This window comes from Miniimonas arenae (assembly GCF_006351005.1).
Classification (GTDB): Bacteria; Actinomycetota; Actinomycetes; order Actinomycetales; family Beutenbergiaceae; genus Miniimonas; species Miniimonas arenae.
Genome location: NZ_VENP01000032.1, coordinates 1 through 17538, shown reverse-complemented (window position 1 = coordinate 17538; position 17538 = coordinate 1). Strand labels below are relative to the sequence as shown.

The window sequence follows — 17538 nt, the reverse complement described above, 5'->3', positions numbered from 1 at the left end:
CGCTAGTCCTCGATCCCGAGCGCGAACGCCTCCTCGAGGTCGTGCCGGGAGTAGGCCTGGAACGCGATGTACGTGCGGGTGCCGGTCACGCCCGGGACCTTGCCGATCCGGTTCGCGATGACGTCGGCGAGGTCCTCGTGCCGGCGGACCCGGACGATCGCGACGAGGTCGACGTCCCCGGTCACCGAGTACACCTCGCTCACCCCGTCGAGCGCGGCCACCCCCTCGCAGACCTCCGGTACGCGGGCGACGTCGGCGTCGATGAGGGCGATGGCGGTGAACATGCGCCCAGCCTACGCAGCGCCGGGGGCGTCCTCGGGCTCGCCGTCGGGCGCCTGCTCGGGTGCCTGGTGGGGCGGCGCGCCGAGCACGTCGGACTCCACCGTGACGCCGAGGACGGCGGCGAGGTCGACGAGCGCGCGCTCGGCACCGAGGCGCGGCAGCGCCGGCCCGGTCCCGGTGACGTCGAGCATCCGCACGCCGGGCTGGTCCAGCCAGCGGGAGACGATCTCGGTCTCCTCGGCCAGGGCCGCGCCCGCCCAGCGGTCCGGCGCGGGAACGTCCTCGGCGACGAGCCGCAGGGCGTGCGCGGTGCCGAGGACGTCGCCGACCCCGGGCGCGACGGCGCTGCCCGCGAGCCGGCCGTGCCGCACGCAGACGACCTCCCAGGCGCCCGGAGTGGTGGGGGCCGGCCGGGCCGCGAGCAGCTCCGGAGCGGCGGCCGAGGCCAGGCGCTGCGCACGCGCCGCGCCGCGCAGCAGTGCGTGGCAGCGGTCACGCTCCAGGGCGGCCTCCTCGTACCGCTGCTCGGCGGTGAGCCGGCGCAGTCGGGAGGACACCAGCTCGAGCACCTGCGTGGCGTCCCCGGCGCAGAACGCCTCGTACGCGGCGACGCGCTCGGCGTAGTCGGGGGGCTCACCCGCTCCCACGCACGGCGCGGCGCAGCGGCCCAGCTCGGCGAGCACGCACGCGCTCGCCCCGGGCCGCGGACGGGCCGGGAGCCGGTCGGTGCACGTGCGCAGGCCGAACGCCCCGGTGGCGGCCTCGAGCGCCGCGGTGGCCAGGGCGCGGGAGCGGAAGGGGCCGAGGACGCCGCGCGCGTCGAGCGGCGCCGTGCGCACGATCGAGGGTCGCGGGAACGCCTCGTCGGTGAGGCGGATCCACGGCTCGCGCGCGGGGGAGCGCGAGCGCGCGTTGTACGGCGGCGTGTGCTGGGCGATGAGCCGGAGCTCACGCACCGAGGCCTCGAGAGCCGTGGCGGTGACGATGGGGTGCACCCGGTCGGCGATCCGCACCATCTCGGCCATCCGGCGGCGCTTCTCGGCGGCCGTGAAGTAGCTGCGCACCCGGGTGCGCAGGTTGGTCGCCGTACCGACGTAGAGGATCCGGCCCGACGCGTCGAGGAACTGGTATACGCCGGGTGCCGAGGGCAGCGCGTCGGCGAGCGTGGACTTGCGCCGTACCGCGTCCGGCACGGGGTCGGCGGCCGTGCGCAGGTCCGCCAGGTGCGTCACGCCGAGGGAGGCGAGCCGGCCGAGGAGGCCGTGCAGCACGTCGACGGTGGCGCGCGCGTCGGTGAGCGCGCGGTGGTCGGGCACGACGTCGGCACGGAACAGGCGCGCGAGCGAACCGAGCTTGTGGTTGGGCGCCTCGTCCTTCGAGACGACTCGTCGCGCGAGCGCGACCGTGTCCACGACCACGGGGTCCGGCCAGGTCAGCCCCATCCGGTCGCACGCGGCGCGGAGGAACCCGACGTCGAAGCGGGCGTTGTGCGCGACGATCACGGCGCCCCGGGCGAACTCCAGGAAGGTCGGCACCACCTCCTCCTCCGGCGGCGCGGCCACCACCATCGCGTCGGTGATGCCGGTGAGGACCGTGATGCCGGGCGGGATCGCGCGGCCGGGGTTGACGAGCGTGCCGAGCTCGCCGACGACCTCGCCGCCGCGCACCCGCACCGCGCCGATCTCCGTCATCCGGTCGGCGTGGGGTGAGCCGCCCGTGGTCTCGAGGTCGACGACGACGAACTCGACCTCGTGCAGCGCCGGGCCGTCGGCGAGCAGGCTGGGCTGCAGCGAGGTCGGTCCGGCGGTCATGGAAGCGAACGTACGTGCGGGCACCGACATGCGGTGCCCGCCGCGCCGTCGTCCGTCGTCGGACTCCTCGTCAGCCGTCCGCTCGGCGGCCGGCCGCCTCCTCGTAGAGCCCGTCGACCGTGCCCGCGAGGTCGTGCAGCACTGCGGACCGCTTCACCTTGAGGGAGGGCGTGAGGTAGTCGTTCGCGATCGTGAAGTCGCCGTCGAGGATCTCGAAGACGCGGATCGACTCCGCCCGCGAGACCTGGGCGTTCGCGCCGTCGACCGCCGCCTGCAGCGCCGCGCGCACCCCCGGGTCCGTGCGCGCCTGCTCGAGGGTGAGCGGCTCGCGGCCGTGCGCGGACAGCCACCCGGGCAGCATCTCCGGGTCGAGCGTGAGGAGCGCGGCGATGAACGGTCGACCCTCGCCGACCACGAGGCACTGGCTGACGAGCGGGTGCGCCCGGATGGCGTCCTCGAGCTGGGCCGGGGCGACGTTCTTGCCACCGGCCGTCACGATGATCTCCTTCTTCCGGCCCGTGATCCGGGCGTAGCCGTCCGCGTCGAGCTCGCCGAGGTCACCGGTGTGGAACCAGCCGTCCTGGACCGCCTCCGCCGTCGCCTCGGGGTTGTTGTGGTACCCGCGGAAGACCGCGATGCCGCGCGCGAGGATCTCCCCGTCGGGCGCGATGCGGATCTGGTTGCCGGACAGGCACGGACCGACCGTGCCGATCTTGATCCGGGCGGGACGGTTCACCGTCAGCGGCGCCGTCGTCTCGGTGAGGCCGTAGCCCTCGAGCACCGTGAGGCCGACGCCCCGGAAGAAGTGGCCGAGCCGCTCCCCGAGCGGGCCGCCGCCGGACACGGCGTACGTGAGGTTGCCGCCCATCGCCTCCTGCAGCTTGTGCAGCACCAGCTTGTGCGCGACGGCGTGCTTCAGTCCGAGCAGGACGCCCGGCTTCCCGCCGCCCTCCTGGGCGCGCGACCAGGCGATGCCGGTGCCGGCCGCCCAGGCGAAGATCTTCTCCTTGCCGCCGGCGATCGCCTTCTGCTCGGCGGAGTTGTAGACCTTCTCGAAGACCCGTGGCACCGCGAGGATCATCGTGGGGCGGAACGTGCCGAGGTCGGCGACGAGGTTGCTGACGTCCGGGGTGTGCCCGAGCGGGACCCGACCCGCGAGCGCGAGCACCTCGACGAACCGGGCGAAGACGTGGGCGAGCGGCATGAACAGCAGGGTCGAGCGGTTCGCGGGCTCGAACACCTCGGCGATGTCGCGCACCGCGCCCTTGGTGAGCAGGACGAAGTTGCCGTGCGTGAGCTCGGCACCCTTGGGGCGGCCGGTGGTCCCCGACGTGTAGATGATCGTCGCGAGGTCCGTGAGCCCGACGGCGGCGGCGGCCTCGTGCACGCGTTCGGCCGGGACCGACTCGCCCCGCGCCGTCACGTCGGCGACGGCGCCCGCGTCGAACTCCCAGACCTGGGCCAGCTGGGGTGCCTGGTGGCGGGCCTCCGCGACGACCTCGGCGTGCTCGGCGGTCTCGACGAAGGCCGCGACCGCGCCGGAGTCGGACAGGATCCAGCCCGTCTGCGCGACCGACGACGTCTCGTACACCGGCACCGGGACCGCGCCCGCGTACCAGATCGCGAGGTCCGCGAGGGTCCACTCGTACCGGGTGCGCGACATGATCGCGACCCGGTCGCCCGGACCGACGCCGCTCGCGATCAGCCCGCGCGCGAGTCCGACCGCCTGCTCGCGGAACTGTGCGGCCGAGACGTCTCGCCAGCCGGTTCCCTCGGGGATCCGGTAGAGCGTGGCGCCCGGGTCGTCCCGGACGACGTCCTCGACCAGGTCGGTGATGCTGTAGTCGGCCGGCACGTCCGGCGCGTTGCTCAGCGGTGTCGTGTCCATCGTGGCTCCCTCGTCTCGATGGGCGGTCCCCCCACGATAGGTCACCGTCGGGCCGTGTGCGGGGCAGGCACGTGGCTCGCCGTCCTCCGCGTCGGCCCCGTCGGACGTCGTGCACGGGCGAGCCGGATGGGCGAGGATGGCCGCACACCGTCCCCCGGCGCCGCCGGGCGAGCTCGGGGCGAGCCGGACGGGACAGACACGGAAGGGACGTGACATGCACGCCGTCGGAGTGGACATCGGTGGGACGAAGATCGCGGCCGGTGTGGTCGACAAGGACGGCACGCTGCTGGCCAAGACGCGCCGCGATACCGACCCTCAGCAGCCCGCCGCGATCGAGGACGCCGTGGTCGACGCGGTCGCCGAGCTGCGCAAGGAGTTCCCGGCGATCGAGGCGGTCGGGGTGGCCGCCGCGGGGTTCGTGGACCCGGGGCGCCGCGTCGTGAAGTTCGCCCCCAACATCGCCTGGCGCGACTACCCGCTGCGCGACGCGCTCGAGCCGCGGCTGGGCACGCGCGTGGTGGTCGAGAACGACGCGAACGCGGCGGGCTGGGCCGAGTTCCGCTTCGGGGCCGGGCGCGAGGTCGACGACATGGTGATGCTCACCGTGGGCACCGGTCTGGGCGGGGCGCTCGTCGTGGGTGGCGAGCTCGTGCGGGGAGCCGCGGGCGCCGGGGGCGAGATCGGCCACCTGCGCATGGTGCCGAGCGGTCGCGCCTGCGGCTGCGGTCACGACGGCTGCTGGGAGACCTACGCATCGGGCACGGCGCTCGTCCGCGAGGCCCGCGCCGCACTCGCGACGGACCCGGATCGCGCCAAGGCGCTCCTCGTGCTCGCCGGCGGCAAGGCCAAGAACGTCACGGGACCGCACGTCACCAAGGCGGCGAACGCGGGGGACCCGCTGGCGATCGAGATGCTGGCGGAGCTCGGCCGATGGCTGGGAGCCGGGATGGCGGCGCTCTCCGCGGTGCTGGACCCGGCCGTGTTCGTGGTGGGCGGGGGAGTCGGCGCTGCCGGCGACCTGCTTCTCGTGCCGGCGCTGACGGAGCTCGAGGACCAGCTGTTCGCGCGGGCGCACCGGCCGATGCCGCGGGTCGCGCTCGCGAAGCTGGGGAACGACGCCGGCATCGTGGGTGCCGCGGACCTCGCTCGCCGCTGACGCGCTGGGCGACGGGCCGCTAGACCTCGGCGCCGTCGTCGCCGTCGTGCCGGCGCGGCAGCCGGGCGAAGCCCAGCACGCAGCCGGCGACGAACAGCGCGACGCACGCGGCCACGTACCACGGGGGCGCCGAGCCGAACCCGAGCAGCGCCAGCAGCATGAGCAGCGGACCACCGGCGATCGCCGCCCAGGCGAGTGCCGTGACCCGGTTCATCGGGCGCTGGGGCGGGAGGTCCGGCTCCCACGCGTCGTCCTCGGGGGCCGGCGTGTAGTCGCGGGGGCCGCTGCCGGCGCCGGTGACCGGGACGTCGGACGTCCGGTAGACCGGGCGCCCGAAGGAGCCCGCCGACGATCCCGCGCGTGGTGCGAGCGACGGCGCGCTCGGCGGCTCGAGGTCGGAGGTCAGCGCTGCCCATTCCGCGTTCCAGTCGCGCTCGGACGAGGGGCCGGCGGTGGGCTCGCCGTCACGCTCGGCCGCCTGCTCGCGGTCACGCTCGGCCGCCTGCTCGCGGTCGTGCTCGCCGTCACGCTCGGCGTCGCCGGCGGGGGTCGTCATGCCGGAAGCCTAGATCGCGCTCGCGCCCGGCCGGCGCGACGCACTCTAGAGTGGTGCCTCGGCACGAGGCGTGTGCCACGGCCGGGGCGGCCGCCGACGGACAGAAGGGTCCAAGGGGTGTTCTACCGGTTCATGAAGGCCACGCTGGGCACGATCCTGCGGGTCTTCTACCAGCCGTGGATCCGCGGCGAGGAGAAGCTCCCCGCCAACGGGCCGGCCATCCTCGCGAGCAACCACCTCGCGGTGATCGACTCCTTCTTCCTGCCCCTCATGCTGCCGCGCGAGGTCGTGTTCCTCGGCAAGTCCGACTACGTCGAGGGCAGCGGCGTCAAGGGTCGCTTCATCGCCTGGTTCATGCGCGGCGTCGGGCTGATCCCGGTCGACCGCTCGGGCGGCAAGGCCAGCGAGGCCGCGCTCGAGGCGGGCCTGGCCAGGCTGCGCGACGGCGGGCTGTTCGGCATCTATCCCGAGGGCACCCGCAGCCCCGACGGTCGGCTCTACCGGGGCAAGACCGGCGTGGCGCGGCTCGCGCTCGAGTCGGGCGCGCCGGTGGTGCCCGTCGCGATGATCGGGACGAACATCGCCCAGCCCATCGGCAAGCGGATCCCGCGCCTCAAGCGGATCGGCGTCGTGATGGGCGAGCCGATGGACTTCTCGCGCTACGCCGGCATGGAGAACGACCGCTTCGTGCTGCGCTCCATCACGGACGAGATCATGTACGAGATCATGCGGCTCTCGGGCCAGGAGTACGTCGACATGTACGCCGCGACGGCGAAGGCCCGCCTGGCGCAGGGCAAGAGCGCCGCGTCGCAGGCCGACGCGCCCGGCGGACGGGCCGCGCCCGAGGCGCCGCCGGAGGTGCACGAGCCGCCCGCGCCGGCCACCGCGTCGCCCGCAGCGGAGCCACCCGCCATTGAGTCATGTGCCGCCGAGCCAACCGCCGCCGAGCCACCCGCCGCAACCCCCGGCGATGCCGACCCGGTGCACGCCGCCGGGCTCGCCGTCGACGCTCCCGCCTCGCGCGACCTCGAAGCCGCCGATGCCGCCGGTGTCGAGGCCGGCCTCGCCGGCGGGCGAGCCGACACCACCGGAGCGGCCCCGCAGACCCCCACCCACGATTCCCAGGAAGGTCCAGCATGACCGTCAAGCGCGTCGCCCTGCTCACCGCCGGAGGGTTCGCCCCCTGCCTGTCCTCCGCGGTCGGTGGCCTCATCGAGCGCTACACCGCCATCGCCCCCGAGATCGAGATCATCGCCTACCAGTACGGCTACCACGGCCTGCTCACGGGCAACAGCGTGGTGGTGGACGACGCCGCACGCGCGAACGCCGGCCTCCTGCACTCCTTCGGCGGCAGCCCGATCGGCAACTCCCGCGTCAAGCTCACGAACGCGAAGAACCTCGTCGAGCGTGGGCTCGTCGCCGAGGGCGAGGACCCGCTGGAGAAGGCGGCCGAGCGCCTGCGCACCGACGGCGTGGACGTGCTCCACACCATCGGCGGTGACGACACCAACACCACCGCCGCCGACCTCGCGCACTACCTCGAGGAGCACGGCTACGGCCTCACGGTCGTCGGCCTGCCCAAGACGATCGACAACGACATCGTCCCGATCCGGCAGAGCCTGGGCGCGAACACGGCCGCCGAGCAGGCGTCGCGGTTCGCGCAGAACATCATCGGCGAGCACCGCTCCAACCCGCGCATGCTCATCGTCCACGAGGTGATGGGCCGGGCGTGCGGCTGGCTCACCGCCGAGGCCGCCCGCCGCTACCACGGCTGGGTCCAGGCGCAGCCGGCCTGGAACCCGAGCATCGGCCTGAGCAAGGAGCGCTGGGACGTGCACGCCGTGTTCCTGCCCGAGCTCGCCGTCGACCTCGCCGGCGAGGCCACGCGCCTCAAGGCCGTGATGGACGAGATCGGGAACGTCAACATCTTCCTGTCCGAGGGTGCCGGCGTGCCGGAGATCATCGCCGAGATGGAGGCGAACGGCGAGGAGGTCCAGCGCGACCCCTTCGGCCACGTCAAGCTCGACACGATCAACCCCGGCAACTGGTTCGCGAAGCAGTTCGCGGGCCTCATCGGCGCCGAGAAGGTCATGGTGCAGAAGAGCGGGTACTTCTCCCGCTCCGCGGCCGCCAACGAGGAGGACCTCCAGCTCATCGCCCGGATGGTCGACCTCGCCGTCGACTCGGCGCTGCGCGGCGTCTCGGGCGTGATCGGCAACGACGAGGAGGCGGGCGACGAGCTGCGCGCCATCGAGTTCCCGCGCATCGCCGGGCACAAGGCGTTCGACGTGAACCAGCCGTGGTTCGGCGAGCTCCTCGCCGACCTCGGTCAGCCCCTGGTGCCGGCCGCCGCGCACTGACCGCACGACGCACGCCCCGGTCGGGGCGAGCGAGAGGCCCGACGGCGAGCGTTCGCCGTCGGGCCTCTCCCGTCTCGTGGGGCGAGGGTCCGCCGTGTCAGGCCCGGGTCAGCTCCGGGCGGCTCCGGGAGGGCCCGGGTCTCGACGTCTCGCCCTGCGGCGCCATCCGCGGCGCCCTCGCGGCTCGCCTAGACTTCTCGGCCGTGAGCGTCCCCGCAGATCCCGCCGTCCTCGCCGGCCTCGACGCCTGGCGCAGCCTTCCCGTCGAGCAGCAGCCCACCTGGCCCGACGCCGCGGCGCTCGCGTCCGTGACCGAGGAGCTCTCGGCGTGCCCCCCGCTCGTGTTCGCGGGCGAGGCCGACGCCCTGCGCGAGAAGCTGGCCCTCGCGCAGCGGGGCGAGGCGTTCCTGCTCCAGGGCGGGGACTGCGCGGAGTCGTTCGCCGAGACGACGGCCGAGCGCATCCGGAACAAGATCAAGACGATCCTGCAGATGTCGATCGTGCTCACCTACGGCGCGAGCATGCCGATCGTGAAGATGGGGCGGATCGCGGGGCAGTACGCCAAGCCGCGCAGCAGCGACACCGAGACGCGCGACGGCGTGACCCTGCCCGCGTTCCGCGGCGACATCGTGAACGGCCACGCCTTCACGCCCGAGTCCCGCACCCCGGACCCGACGCGCCTGCTCAAGGCGTACCAGACGTCGGCGTCCACGCTGAACCTCGCCCGCGCCTTCACCATGGGCGGCTTCGCGGACATGCGTCTCGTGCACGACTGGAACCGTGGCTTCACCGTGACCCCGGCCTACCGCACGTACGAGGGTCTCGCGGCCGAGATCGACCGCGCGATCCGGTTCATGGCCGCCGCGGGCGCCGACTTCGAGGCGCTGCGCACCGTGGACTTCTACGCGGGCCACGAGGGCCTGCTCCTGGACTACGAGCGCCCCCTCACCCGGATCGACTCGCGCACGGGGCTGCCGTACGACTGCTCGGCGCACTTCCTCTGGATCGGCGAGCGCACGCGCAAGCTCGACGGCGCGCACGTGGACTTCTTCTCCCGGGTGCACAACCCGATCGGGGTCAAGCTGGGCCCGACGACGACGGGCGAGGACGCGGTCGCGCTCGTCGACGCGATCAATCCCGAGGGCATTCCCGGCCGCCTCACCTTCATCACCCGGATGGGCGCGGGCCGGATCCGCGACAACCTGCCCGCGCTCGTCGAGCGGGTCGAGGCCGACGGCCGGCCCGTGCTGTGGGTCTGCGACCCGATGCACGGCAACACGATCACCGCCTCGAACGGGTACAAGACCCGGCGGTTCGCCGACGTGATCGACGAGGTGCGCGGGTTCTTCGAGGTCCACCAGGCCCTCGGCACCATCCCGGGCGGGATCCACGTGGAGCTCACGGGAGACGACGTCACCGAGGTCCTCGGCGGCGCGGAGGAGATCGACGACCTCGGGCTCGAGGCGCGCTACGAGACGCTGGTGGACCCGCGCCTCAACCACGCGCAGTCCCTGGAGATGGCGTTCCTCGTGGCCGAGATGCTGCGGGAGCGGTCCAGCCGCTGACGCGGGGCTCGTGCGCTCAGACGTACGTGAGCGTGACCGTCGAGCCGCGGGCCAGCATCTCACCGGCCGCCGGGGACTGGTCGACCACCGTGCCGATCAGCCCGCCCCACGAGGACTTCGTCGAGACGACGAACCCGGCTCCCTGCAGGACCGCGGTCGCGTCGGCGAGGCTCATCCGCTCCACGTCGGGCACCGCCACGAGCTCCGGGCCCTTGGACACCTCGAGCGCCGCCGGCGTGCCCTGCGGCACCTCGGCGCCCGGCTCGGGTGTCTGTGAGACGACGCGGCCCTGCGGCACCGTGTCGGAGTACACCTCGGTGACCGTGATCTGCTCGTCCGTGATGTCGAGCACGCGCGCGAGGTCCGTGACCGCGATGTCGGACTCGGTGCCCTTGCCGACGTAGTCGTCGATCGTCACCACGCGCGGCCCCGAGGAGACCACGAGGTCGATCGTCTCGGTGTGCGGCACGGACGCCCCGGCGTCCTCGCTCGCGTCCAGCACCACGCCCTCGGGGACGTCGCGGTCCTCGCGCGGCACGACGTCGCCGACGGCGAGCTGCGCCTGCTCGAGCGCGGCCTCGGCCTCGTCCTGGGTCAGCCCGACGAGCGTCGGCACCGTGCGGTGCTCGATGCCGAGCGAGACGGTGAGCGTCACCTCGCTCCCGCGCGGCACGCTCGTGCCCGCGCCGGGGTCGACGGCGAGCACGGCCCCCTCGGGCGCGGTGTCGTCGTAGGCGGGCTCCTGGCTCACCTCGAGGTCGAGGTCCGTCAGCTGCGCGGTGACCTCCGTGGCGTCCCGCCCGACCACGGGCGGCACCACCACCGGGCTGCCCGGTCCGAGCAGGAACCACCACGCGGCTCCGCCGCCTGCCCCGAGCAGCAGCAGGACGAGCAGCACCACGAGCACGCGCCGGCCCCGGCGCCGACCGGTGCGTCGGGCCGGCCGCTCGGGGGCGACCGCGACGGTCTCCTCCTCGCGCGGCGCGATCGCCCCGATGGGCAGCGCGATCGTGCCCGTCCCCGGCCCACGGTCCAGCGCCGTCGTGCGGTCGTGGTCAGCGTCGTCCTCCGAGGCTGCGTCGAGCGACTCGGCGCTCGCCTGGTCGTCGGGGAGGTCGGGGGCGGCGTCGACGAGGAGGTCGGGCCGGCCGGGCACCGAGGCCCGCAGCGCGAGGGCCCGGTCGTCGAGGTCGCGGCGCAGGCGCCGGACGTGCTCCAGGGCCACGCCGGCGTCGGCGGGACGCACGGCCAGGTCGCGCGCCGTGAGGGTCGCCACGAGGTCGTCGACGTCCATCGGCAGCCACGGCACGGCGTCGCTCGGCGGCGGGACGTCCTCGTGCACGTGCCGGTAGGCGATCTGGATCGGGGTCACGCCGTCGTAGGGCGGCGAGCCGGTGATCATCTCGTAGAGCATGATCCCGACGGCGTACACGTCCGCGCGCGCGTCGGCCTCGCCCACGGAGACGATCTCGGGGGAGAGGTAGGCGACCGTGCCGAGCAGGGTCCCGGTGCTGGCCGCGGTCGCCTCGGTGACGGCGCGGGCCAGCCCGAAGTCGCCGACCTTGACCCGGCGATCGCGCGTGAGCATCACGTTCTCGGGCTTGACGTCGCGGTGCACCAGGCCCGCGCGGTGGGCCGCCGCGAGCGCGTCGAGCACGCCCTCGGTGATCGCGAGCGCCTCGCCCAGGCGCAGGGCGCCCAGACCGGCGATCTCGGTGCGCAGGGTGCGCCCGGGCACGTACTCCATCGTGAGGTAGCTGGTCTCGCCGTCGGTGCCCTGGTCCAGGACCGCGACGATCCCCGGATGGGCGAGCCGGGCCGCGGCGCGTGCCTCGCGGCGGAAGCGCGCCTCGACGTCGGTGCCGTCCGCGAGGTGCGGGTGCATGACCTTGAGCGCGACGCGCCGGTCCAGGCGGCGGTCCGTGGCCAGGTACACCGTGGCCATGCCGCCCCGCGCGATGCGCCGCAGGACGTCGTACCGCCCGTCGACCGTGCGGCCGACGAGCGGATCGGTCACCAGGGCGCTCATCGAGGGAAGGCTACCGGCGCGGTCGTGGCGGACGGGGGAGGCTGGCCCGGCGCGCTGCCCGAGCGCGTCGCACACCGCGCGTCGCGGGTCCGTGCCGGCTCCGGGCTCGGCGTGATGGCGGCACGCGGTTAGGCTCGTCCGGTGGAACGTGAGTGGGAAGAGCTCGTGACGGCGTGGGTCCCGGTGCCGGACGTGGCCCGGCGCATCGGGGTGGTCGACCGCCAGGTGCGCTCGATGATCAAGGAGCGCCGGCTCCTCGCCTTCAAGGTCGGGCCGAACGCGGCGACCTGTGTGCCGGAGGACTTCCTCGTCCCCGACCCCGACGAGCCCGGCCAGGAACAGATTCTCCCGTCGCTGCGCGGGAGCCTGACCCAGCTGGCGGACTCGGGCTACGACGAGCTCGAGACGCTGCGCTGGCTCTACACCCCGGAGGAGTCCCTCGGCGCGACCCCGATCGCGGCCCTGCGCTCCGGGCGCGTCGCGACAGTGCGCCGCGCCGCGCAGGGGCTCGCGTTCTGATCCGCTGAACCCGGCCTGGTCTGCCGACCCGGGTCGGGCCGCGCGGGCCTCGCCGGGGTGCGGCTCGCCGTCGGGCGCGGCCTCGTCGACCGGGCGCCGGCCGCGTGCTCAGGCCGAGCGCTGCGTCGCCGCCGCGACGAGCGCCTCGAGCTCGGCCGTGTCGGCCACGAGGGTCGGGGGAGCCTCGAGCAGGCGGTGCGCCTCGGCCGTGTGCTGCGCGATGAGCGCCTCGACCTGCGCGACCGCCCCCGTCCGCTCGAGCAGGGCCCGCAGCTGCGCGATCGCCGCCGCGTCCAGGTCGGGGTGCCCGAGGGCGCCGAGCAGGTGCTCCCGGTCGGCGTCGGAGCCGGCGAGCGCGGCGAGCGCCACGAGCACGGTGCGCTTGCCCTCGCGCAGGTCGTCGCCCGCGGGCTTGCCGGTGACCTCGGGGTCGCCGAACACGCCGAGCAGGTCGTCGCGCAGCTGGAACGCCGTGCCGACGTGCGAGCCGATCGCGGTGAACCACGCCGTCGTGGCGTCGTCCGCACCCGCGAGCCGTGCGCCCAGGGCAAGCGGCAGCTCGACCGAGTAGCGGGCCGACTTCGCCCGAACGACCCGCCACGCGCGATCGAGGTCCGCCTCGCCGTGCCACGGCACGTGCGCCGCGACCAGGTCGAGGAACTGCCCGAGCGCGACCTCGGTGGACATCTCGGCGTACACCGCGGCCGCCGCGCGGCGGACCTCGCGCTCGGTGTCGGCGACCGCGTCGTGCAGCGCGGTCGCACTCATCGTGAGGAGGAGGTCGCCCAGCAGGACGGCGGCGGAGTCCCCGAACCGGGTCGCGTCCGCGCCCGGTCGCGACTCGACGGCGACGGCGAGCCACCGGTGCGCGGCCGGCTCGCCCCGTCGGGTGTCCGAGGCGTCCATCAGGTCGTCGTGCACGAGTGCGGCGGCCTGGAAGAGCTCGAGTGCGGCGGCCGCACGGACCGCGGGCGCGAGCGCGCTGTCCACCGGTGCACCGCACGCGCCCGCCGCCGCGAGGCACAGCCGGGCGCGCAGCCGCTTGCCCCCCGACACCGCGCGGGACGCCGCCTGCACGAGCACGGCCGTCTCCGCGCCGGCGGCCGCCGCGAGCCGGTCGGCCTCGGTCAGGGCCGCTTCGAGGGCGTGCTGGACGAGCGCGGGCGTGTCGGCGGGCATGGAAGCGAGGGTACGGCGCGAGTTGCGCCCAGGGGGCCAGGACGTCGCACTCCCGGGGGCTGTCCTCAGGCGACGCGCGGCGGCCGGGCCGGCTGCGGTGCCATGGGGGCACCCCCGCAGCGGGGGCACGAGAGGAGGAGCGTGCCGTGGAGAACGAACGTCCTGGTCAGTCCGGGTCCCGTGGGCGGCGGGGGCGCAGCGGGCCGGGTGGGCCGGGTGGGCCGGGTGGGCCGCGGGCGCCGCGCGGTGTCGGTGCGGCCGGCGGATCGGACGACCTCGACGACGTCCCCGTCGTGCGGGTCGCCGGTCCCGCCGAGCTGCTGTCCTACGTCCCGCACGCCATGGGCTACCACCCGCGCAGCTCGGTCGCGCTGGTGTCGTTGCGGCCACCGCGCGGGCGGGTGGGGCTCGTGGCACGCATGGACCTCGCCGACCTCGCCGGCCCTGGCGGGCCCGTCCTCGCGGCCGAGCTCGCCGCCCACCTCGCGGCGGACGGTGCCGCCGCGGCCTTCTGCGTGCTCTACCGCGACGGCGACCCCACGCACGTGCCCGAGCGCGACCCGCTGCACGTCGTCGTCGCCGCGCTGGAGACGGCGGCCGGAATGCCGCCGCTGCGGGACGTGTGGGTGGTGGGCACCACCGGCTACGCGGCGTGGGGCTGCACGGACCGCGCGTGCTGTCCGGCCGGCGGCCGGCCGCTCGCCGACCTGAGCGCCACGAGCATCGCCGCCGAGCTCGTGCTCAAGGGCTCGGCGCCCGTCGCGTCCCGGGCGGACCTCGCGCCGGGGCGGGAGTCCGACCCCTGCGCGCGGCTGTCGTTCGAGGACGGGGTCCGCGCCGTGCGCGGACGCCGGACTCGGGCGGGTACCGCGACCCGTGCCGCGGCCGCGCTGCGCGTGGTGCGCACCGCCGACCCCGGACCCACCGAACTCGGCCGGCTGAGCGCGCTCCTGCTGGACCGGGCGACCCGGGACGCCGTGCTCGGGGTGCTCGCGGAGCAGTCGATCGGCGCGTTCGACGGGCGGGGGAGGTCTGCGGCCGGTGCCCCAGCCCGCGGCGCTCCGAGGGCCGAGCAAGGCGCTGGCCCGGCCGTGGCGGCTGCTGCGGACGATGCGGCGCCGCACGCGGCCGAGCGCGACCGGCGGATGCTGGAGCGTGCGCGGATCGCGCTGAACAGCCTGTACGAGGCCGGCGGACCGGCGCCCGGGTCGCTCGCCCGCGCCGCGCGTCGGGCGCTCACCGAGGCGGCCCGGCTCGCGTCGGGTGACGTGCGGGCCGAGACGCTCGCCGTGCTCGCGTGGCTCGCGTGGTGGCACGGCGACGGCGCCACGGCGGACGTCTGCGCGGAGGAGGCGGAGCGGGTCCGGCCCGGACACGTGCTCGCGGGCCTCGTCCGGGACGCGCTCGCCGCCGGCCTGCCACCGGGTTGGGCGCGGCGCGGTTCCCAGGGGCGCCAGGGGGCCGCCGCGGTCGGCTAACCTCACCGAGAGGGCCCCTGACGCGGCCTGCGAATCGAGGAGGACACCATGACGATCGTCGTGGGTTACCTGGCCACACCCGAGGGTGCGGCGGCGCTCGACGCGGCGGTCGCGGAGGCCGGCCGACGTGCCGCTCGCATCGTCGTGGTCGTCTCGCAGCGACGCGGTGACGACGTCCAGGCGCTCGAGGCGAACCTCGAGCACGTGCGGGACCGTCTCGACGAGGCGGGCCTGGGGTACGAGGTGCGCCAGATGGAGCGGGGCCGCGACGTCGCGGACGACCTCATCGACGCAGCGGAGCAGACGGGCGCCGAGCTCATCGTCATCGGTCTGCGCCGTCGGTCCCCGGTCGGCAAGCTGATCCTCGGCTCGAACGCCCAGCGGATCCTGCTGGACGCCCCGACCCCCGTGCTCGCCGTAAAGTCGAGCTGACCGCGCAGCCCGCCTGACGCGCGTCGCCCAGTCCGCACGAGGAAGGCAGCTGCCGTGGCCGCGAACGACGTCCCCGAGAACCTCACGTACACCGCCGAGCACGAGTGGGTCGCCGTCGACGACGACGTCGCCACGGTCGGGATCACCGCCTACGCGGCCGACGCCCTCGGTGACGTCGTGTACGTGGCGCTGCCCGCCGTCGGCGACACGGTCACGATCGGCGACGTCGTCGGCGAGGTCGAGTCCCACAAGTCCGTCTCGGAGATCTTCGCGCCGATCGCGGGCGAGGTCGTGGCGGTCAACGACCGCCTCGAGGCGGAGGCGGAGCTGGCGGGGTCGGCGCCGTACGAGGACGGCTGGCTCTTCCGGGTGCGGCTGGACGGTGGCACCGAGCACCTGCTCGACGCCGCCGCGTACGCCGCGCACATCGCCGACGCCTGACGTCGCGGCCGGGAGGCCGCTGCGCCGCCCGAAACTTGTCGCCGGCGGCGGGAACAATCTCGTCGATGCTCGCGTTGGACCCAGTGGTTGACGACAGCCTCCCGTCGGTGCGCCCTGATCGTGCGGGACATGTCGTCGTCGGCCGGTACCATTACCGGGCCGACCCGGGCGCTACGCCCGGTCGGCTGCTCCCTGCCGAAAGGTTCTTCGTGTCGGTCAGTACCACCCCCGCCACCCAGGTCGACTCCACCACCGAGACGGCAGTGGCCGAGAAGAAGGCACCGCGCGCACGCCGCGCCGCCGCACCCGCGGCTGAGACGGCCGAGACCGTCACCGCCGAGAAACCCGCCACGCCGGCCCGTTCGCGTTCGCGCGCCAAGGCCGCGCCCGCGGGCGCCGAGGCCGACGAGAGCACCGCTCCCGCCACGCCCACCAAGGCCCGCACGACGCGGTCGAGCGCCAAGCCGGCGGCGAAGGCGCCCGCGAAGGCCGCGAGCAAGGCGAAGTCCGCCCCGGCGGACGACTCCGAGCACGCCGAGCCCGAGGACGTGGACGACGCCGAGCTCGAGGAGGTCGAGGTCGACGTCGAGGACACCGCGACCGACTCCGACGACGAGGAGTCGACCGGCGAGACCACCGCGAAGCCGGAGGTCAAGGAGGAGTCGGAGGAGGAGGAGGCCTCGGCCGGCTTCACCTACTCCGACGCCGATGACGACGACGCCCCCGCGCAGCAGGTCGTCACGGCCGGCGCGACGGCCGACCCGGTCAAGGACTACCTCAAGCAGATCGGCAAGGTCGCCCTCCTGAACGCCGAGCAGGAGGTCGAGCTCGCCAAGCGCATCGAGGCCGGCCTGTTCGCCGAGGAGAAGCTCGCCGAGGGCACGATCACCGACTTCCACCTGCGCCGTGAGCTGGAGTGGATCGCGGCGGACGGTCGCCGCGCGAAGAACCACCTGCTCGAGGCCAACCTGCGCCTCGTGGTGTCGCTGGCCAAGCGCTACACCGGCCGCGGCATGCTGTTCCTGGACCTCATCCAGGAGGGCAACCTCGGTCTGATCCGCGCGGTGGAGAAGTTCGACTACACCAAGGGCTACAAGTTCTCCACGTACGCCACGTGGTGGATCCGCCAGGCGATCACCCGCGCGATGGCCGACCAGGCCCGCACCATCCGCATCCCGGTGCACATGGTCGAGGTCATCAACAAGCTGGCCCGCGTGCAGCGGCAGATGCTCCAGGACCTGGGCCGTGAGCCCACGCCGGAGGAGCTGGCCAAGGAGCTGGACATGACGCCCGAGAAGGTCGTCGAGGTCCAGAAGTACGGCCGCGAGCCCATCTCCCTGCACACCCCGCTGGGCGAGGACGGCGACTCCGAGTTCGGTGACCTCATCGAGGACTCCGAGGCGATCGTCCCGGCCGACGCGGTGAGCTTCACGCTCCTGCAGGAGCAGCTGCACGCGGTGCTCGACACGCTGTCGGAGCGCGAGTCCGGCGTGGTCTCGATGCGGTTCGGGCTCACCGACGGTCAGCCGAAGACGCTCGACGAGATCGGCAAGGTCTACGGCGTGACGCGCGAGCGGATCCGGCAGATCGAGTCCAAGACGATGTCGAAGCTGCGTCACCCGTCGCGCTCGCAGGTCCTGCGCGACTACCTCGACTGAGGTTCCGCGCCCCGAGCGACCGTTTCCCTAGGGATTCCAACGGTTGTGGGTTGCTTGCGAGCGACACGCTACACGGCACGGCGCTTGTAGTCCAGATATCGGGCTACGCTGTTCGCATGGCGCGTCGCACGCAGCACCCCGACCTGGCCTCTCTGCTTCCCTCGTGGGAACTGTCGCTGCGCGC

General features: G+C 74.3%; 14 protein-coding genes and 1 pseudogene. 9 read left to right on the top strand and 6 right to left on the bottom strand.

Annotation, left to right across the window (positions count from 1 at the left end):
* Positions 1-2: 2 nt before the first annotated feature.
* The 3 genes from FH969_RS09400 to FH969_RS09390 all read right to left on the bottom strand — a co-directional run bounded on the left by FH969_RS09400 (position 3) and on the right by FH969_RS09390 (position 3981).
* Entirely contained in the window at positions 3-284 is a 282-nt protein-coding gene (locus FH969_RS09400; protein WP_108717551.1) for an Lrp/AsnC family transcriptional regulator, read from the bottom strand.
* Positions 285-293: 9 nt separating this feature from the next.
* Complete coding sequence (locus FH969_RS09395) at positions 294-2093, bottom strand: DEDD exonuclease domain-containing protein (protein ID WP_139987057.1); 1800 nt, start codon at positions 2091-2093, stop codon at positions 294-296.
* A gap of 70 nt (positions 2094-2163) precedes the next feature.
* Entirely contained in the window at positions 2164-3981 is a 1818-nt protein-coding gene (locus FH969_RS09390) for an AMP-dependent synthetase/ligase (RefSeq protein ID WP_139987056.1), read from the bottom strand.
* Between the two features lie 214 nt (positions 3982-4195).
* Here FH969_RS09390 and FH969_RS09385 point away from each other — a divergent pair, with 214 nt between their 5' ends.
* A complete protein-coding gene (locus FH969_RS09385; RefSeq protein ID WP_108717549.1) occupies positions 4196-5137 on the top strand; it encodes an ROK family glucokinase in 942 nt (313 codons plus the stop codon).
* Between the two features lie 19 nt (positions 5138-5156).
* Here FH969_RS09385 and FH969_RS09380 read toward each other — a convergent pair whose 3' ends face one another.
* Complete coding sequence (locus FH969_RS09380; RefSeq protein WP_139987055.1) at positions 5157-5693, bottom strand: hypothetical protein; 537 nt, start codon at positions 5691-5693, stop codon at positions 5157-5159.
* Between the two features lie 117 nt (positions 5694-5810).
* Here FH969_RS09380 and FH969_RS09375 point away from each other — a divergent pair.
* From FH969_RS09375 to FH969_RS09365, 3 genes and pseudogenes are all read left to right on the top strand, one after another.
* Positions 5811-6569, top strand: a pseudogene (locus tag FH969_RS09375) (lysophospholipid acyltransferase family protein); the annotation flags it as partial.
* 260 nt (positions 6570-6829) lie between these two features.
* Positions 6830-8053, top strand: coding sequence for a pyrophosphate--fructose-6-phosphate 1-phosphotransferase (locus tag FH969_RS09370; protein WP_108717547.1), 1224 nt, complete (start codon positions 6830-6832; stop codon positions 8051-8053).
* 203 nt (positions 8054-8256) lie between these two features.
* Positions 8257-9618: a class II 3-deoxy-7-phosphoheptulonate synthase gene (locus FH969_RS09365; protein WP_108717546.1), complete on the top strand. Its 1362-nt coding sequence runs from the start codon at positions 8257-8259 to the stop codon at positions 9616-9618.
* A 16-nt stretch (positions 9619-9634) separates the two neighbouring features.
* On the opposite strand, the gene pknB is transcribed toward FH969_RS09365, so the two are convergent.
* Positions 9635-11647 carry a Stk1 family PASTA domain-containing Ser/Thr kinase gene (pknB, locus tag FH969_RS09360; protein ID WP_139987054.1) on the bottom strand — a complete coding sequence of 671 codons (2013 nt, stop codon included), beginning with the start codon at positions 11645-11647 and terminating at the stop codon, positions 9635-9637.
* Positions 11648-11788: 141 nt separating this feature from the next.
* Between pknB and FH969_RS09355 the strand changes: the two genes are divergently transcribed.
* Entirely contained in the window at positions 11789-12166 is a 378-nt protein-coding gene (locus FH969_RS09355) for an Rv2175c family DNA-binding protein (RefSeq protein ID WP_108717544.1), read from the top strand.
* A 108-nt stretch (positions 12167-12274) separates the two neighbouring features.
* Here the strand turns inward: FH969_RS09355 and FH969_RS09350 are convergent, their stop codons facing one another.
* Positions 12275-13345, bottom strand: a complete 1071-nt coding sequence (locus tag FH969_RS09350) for a polyprenyl synthetase family protein (protein ID WP_108717543.1) — start codon at positions 13343-13345, stop codon at positions 12275-12277.
* Between the two features lie 146 nt (positions 13346-13491).
* Between FH969_RS09350 and FH969_RS09345 the strand changes: the two genes are divergently transcribed.
* The 4 genes from FH969_RS09345 to FH969_RS09330 all read left to right on the top strand — a co-directional run bounded on the left by FH969_RS09345 (position 13492) and on the right by FH969_RS09330 (position 17354).
* Positions 13492-14823: a DUF4192 domain-containing protein gene (locus FH969_RS09345; RefSeq protein ID WP_180359741.1), complete on the top strand. Its 1332-nt coding sequence runs from the start codon at positions 13492-13494 to the stop codon at positions 14821-14823.
* A gap of 48 nt (positions 14824-14871) precedes the next feature.
* The gene (locus tag FH969_RS09340) at positions 14872-15255 is read left to right on the top strand and encodes a universal stress protein (protein ID WP_108717541.1); all 384 of its coding nucleotides are present in this window, start codon (positions 14872-14874) and stop codon (positions 15253-15255) included.
* Positions 15256-15309: 54 nt separating this feature from the next.
* On the top strand, positions 15310-15696 hold the full coding sequence (gcvH, locus tag FH969_RS09335) for a glycine cleavage system protein GcvH (RefSeq protein ID WP_108717540.1): 387 nt from the start codon (positions 15310-15312) through the stop codon (positions 15694-15696).
* Between the two features lie 65 nt (positions 15697-15761).
* On the top strand, positions 15762-17354 hold the full coding sequence (locus FH969_RS09330; RefSeq protein WP_180359740.1) for an RNA polymerase sigma factor: 1593 nt from the start codon (positions 15762-15764) through the stop codon (positions 17352-17354).
* Positions 17355-17538: the final 184 nt, after the last annotated feature.

Coding starts and splice junctions, on each gene's coding strand:
- pknB (WP_139987054.1), bottom strand. CDS start 11,647: ATGAGCGCCCTGGTGACCGATCCGCTCGTCGGCCGCACGGTCGACGGG.
- FH969_RS09395 (WP_139987057.1), bottom strand. CDS start 2,093: ATGACCGCCGGACCGACCTCGCTGCAGCCCAGCCTGCTCGCCGACGGC.
- FH969_RS09370 (WP_108717547.1), top strand. CDS start 6,830: ATGACCGTCAAGCGCGTCGCCCTGCTCACCGCCGGAGGGTTCGCCCCC.
- FH969_RS09340 (WP_108717541.1), top strand. CDS start 14,872: ATGACGATCGTCGTGGGTTACCTGGCCACACCCGAGGGTGCGGCGGCG.
- FH969_RS09400 (WP_108717551.1), bottom strand. CDS start 284: ATGTTCACCGCCATCGCCCTCATCGACGCCGACGTCGCCCGCGTACCG.
- FH969_RS09390 (WP_139987056.1), bottom strand. CDS start 3,981: ATGGACACGACACCGCTGAGCAACGCGCCGGACGTGCCGGCCGACTAC.
- FH969_RS09385 (WP_108717549.1), top strand. CDS start 4,196: ATGCACGCCGTCGGAGTGGACATCGGTGGGACGAAGATCGCGGCCGGT.
- FH969_RS09330 (WP_180359740.1), top strand. CDS start 15,762: ATGCTCGCGTTGGACCCAGTGGTTGACGACAGCCTCCCGTCGGTGCGC.
- FH969_RS09380 (WP_139987055.1), bottom strand. CDS start 5,693: ATGACGACCCCCGCCGGCGACGCCGAGCGTGACGGCGAGCACGACCGC.
- FH969_RS09350 (WP_108717543.1), bottom strand. CDS start 13,345: ATGCCCGCCGACACGCCCGCGCTCGTCCAGCACGCCCTCGAAGCGGCC.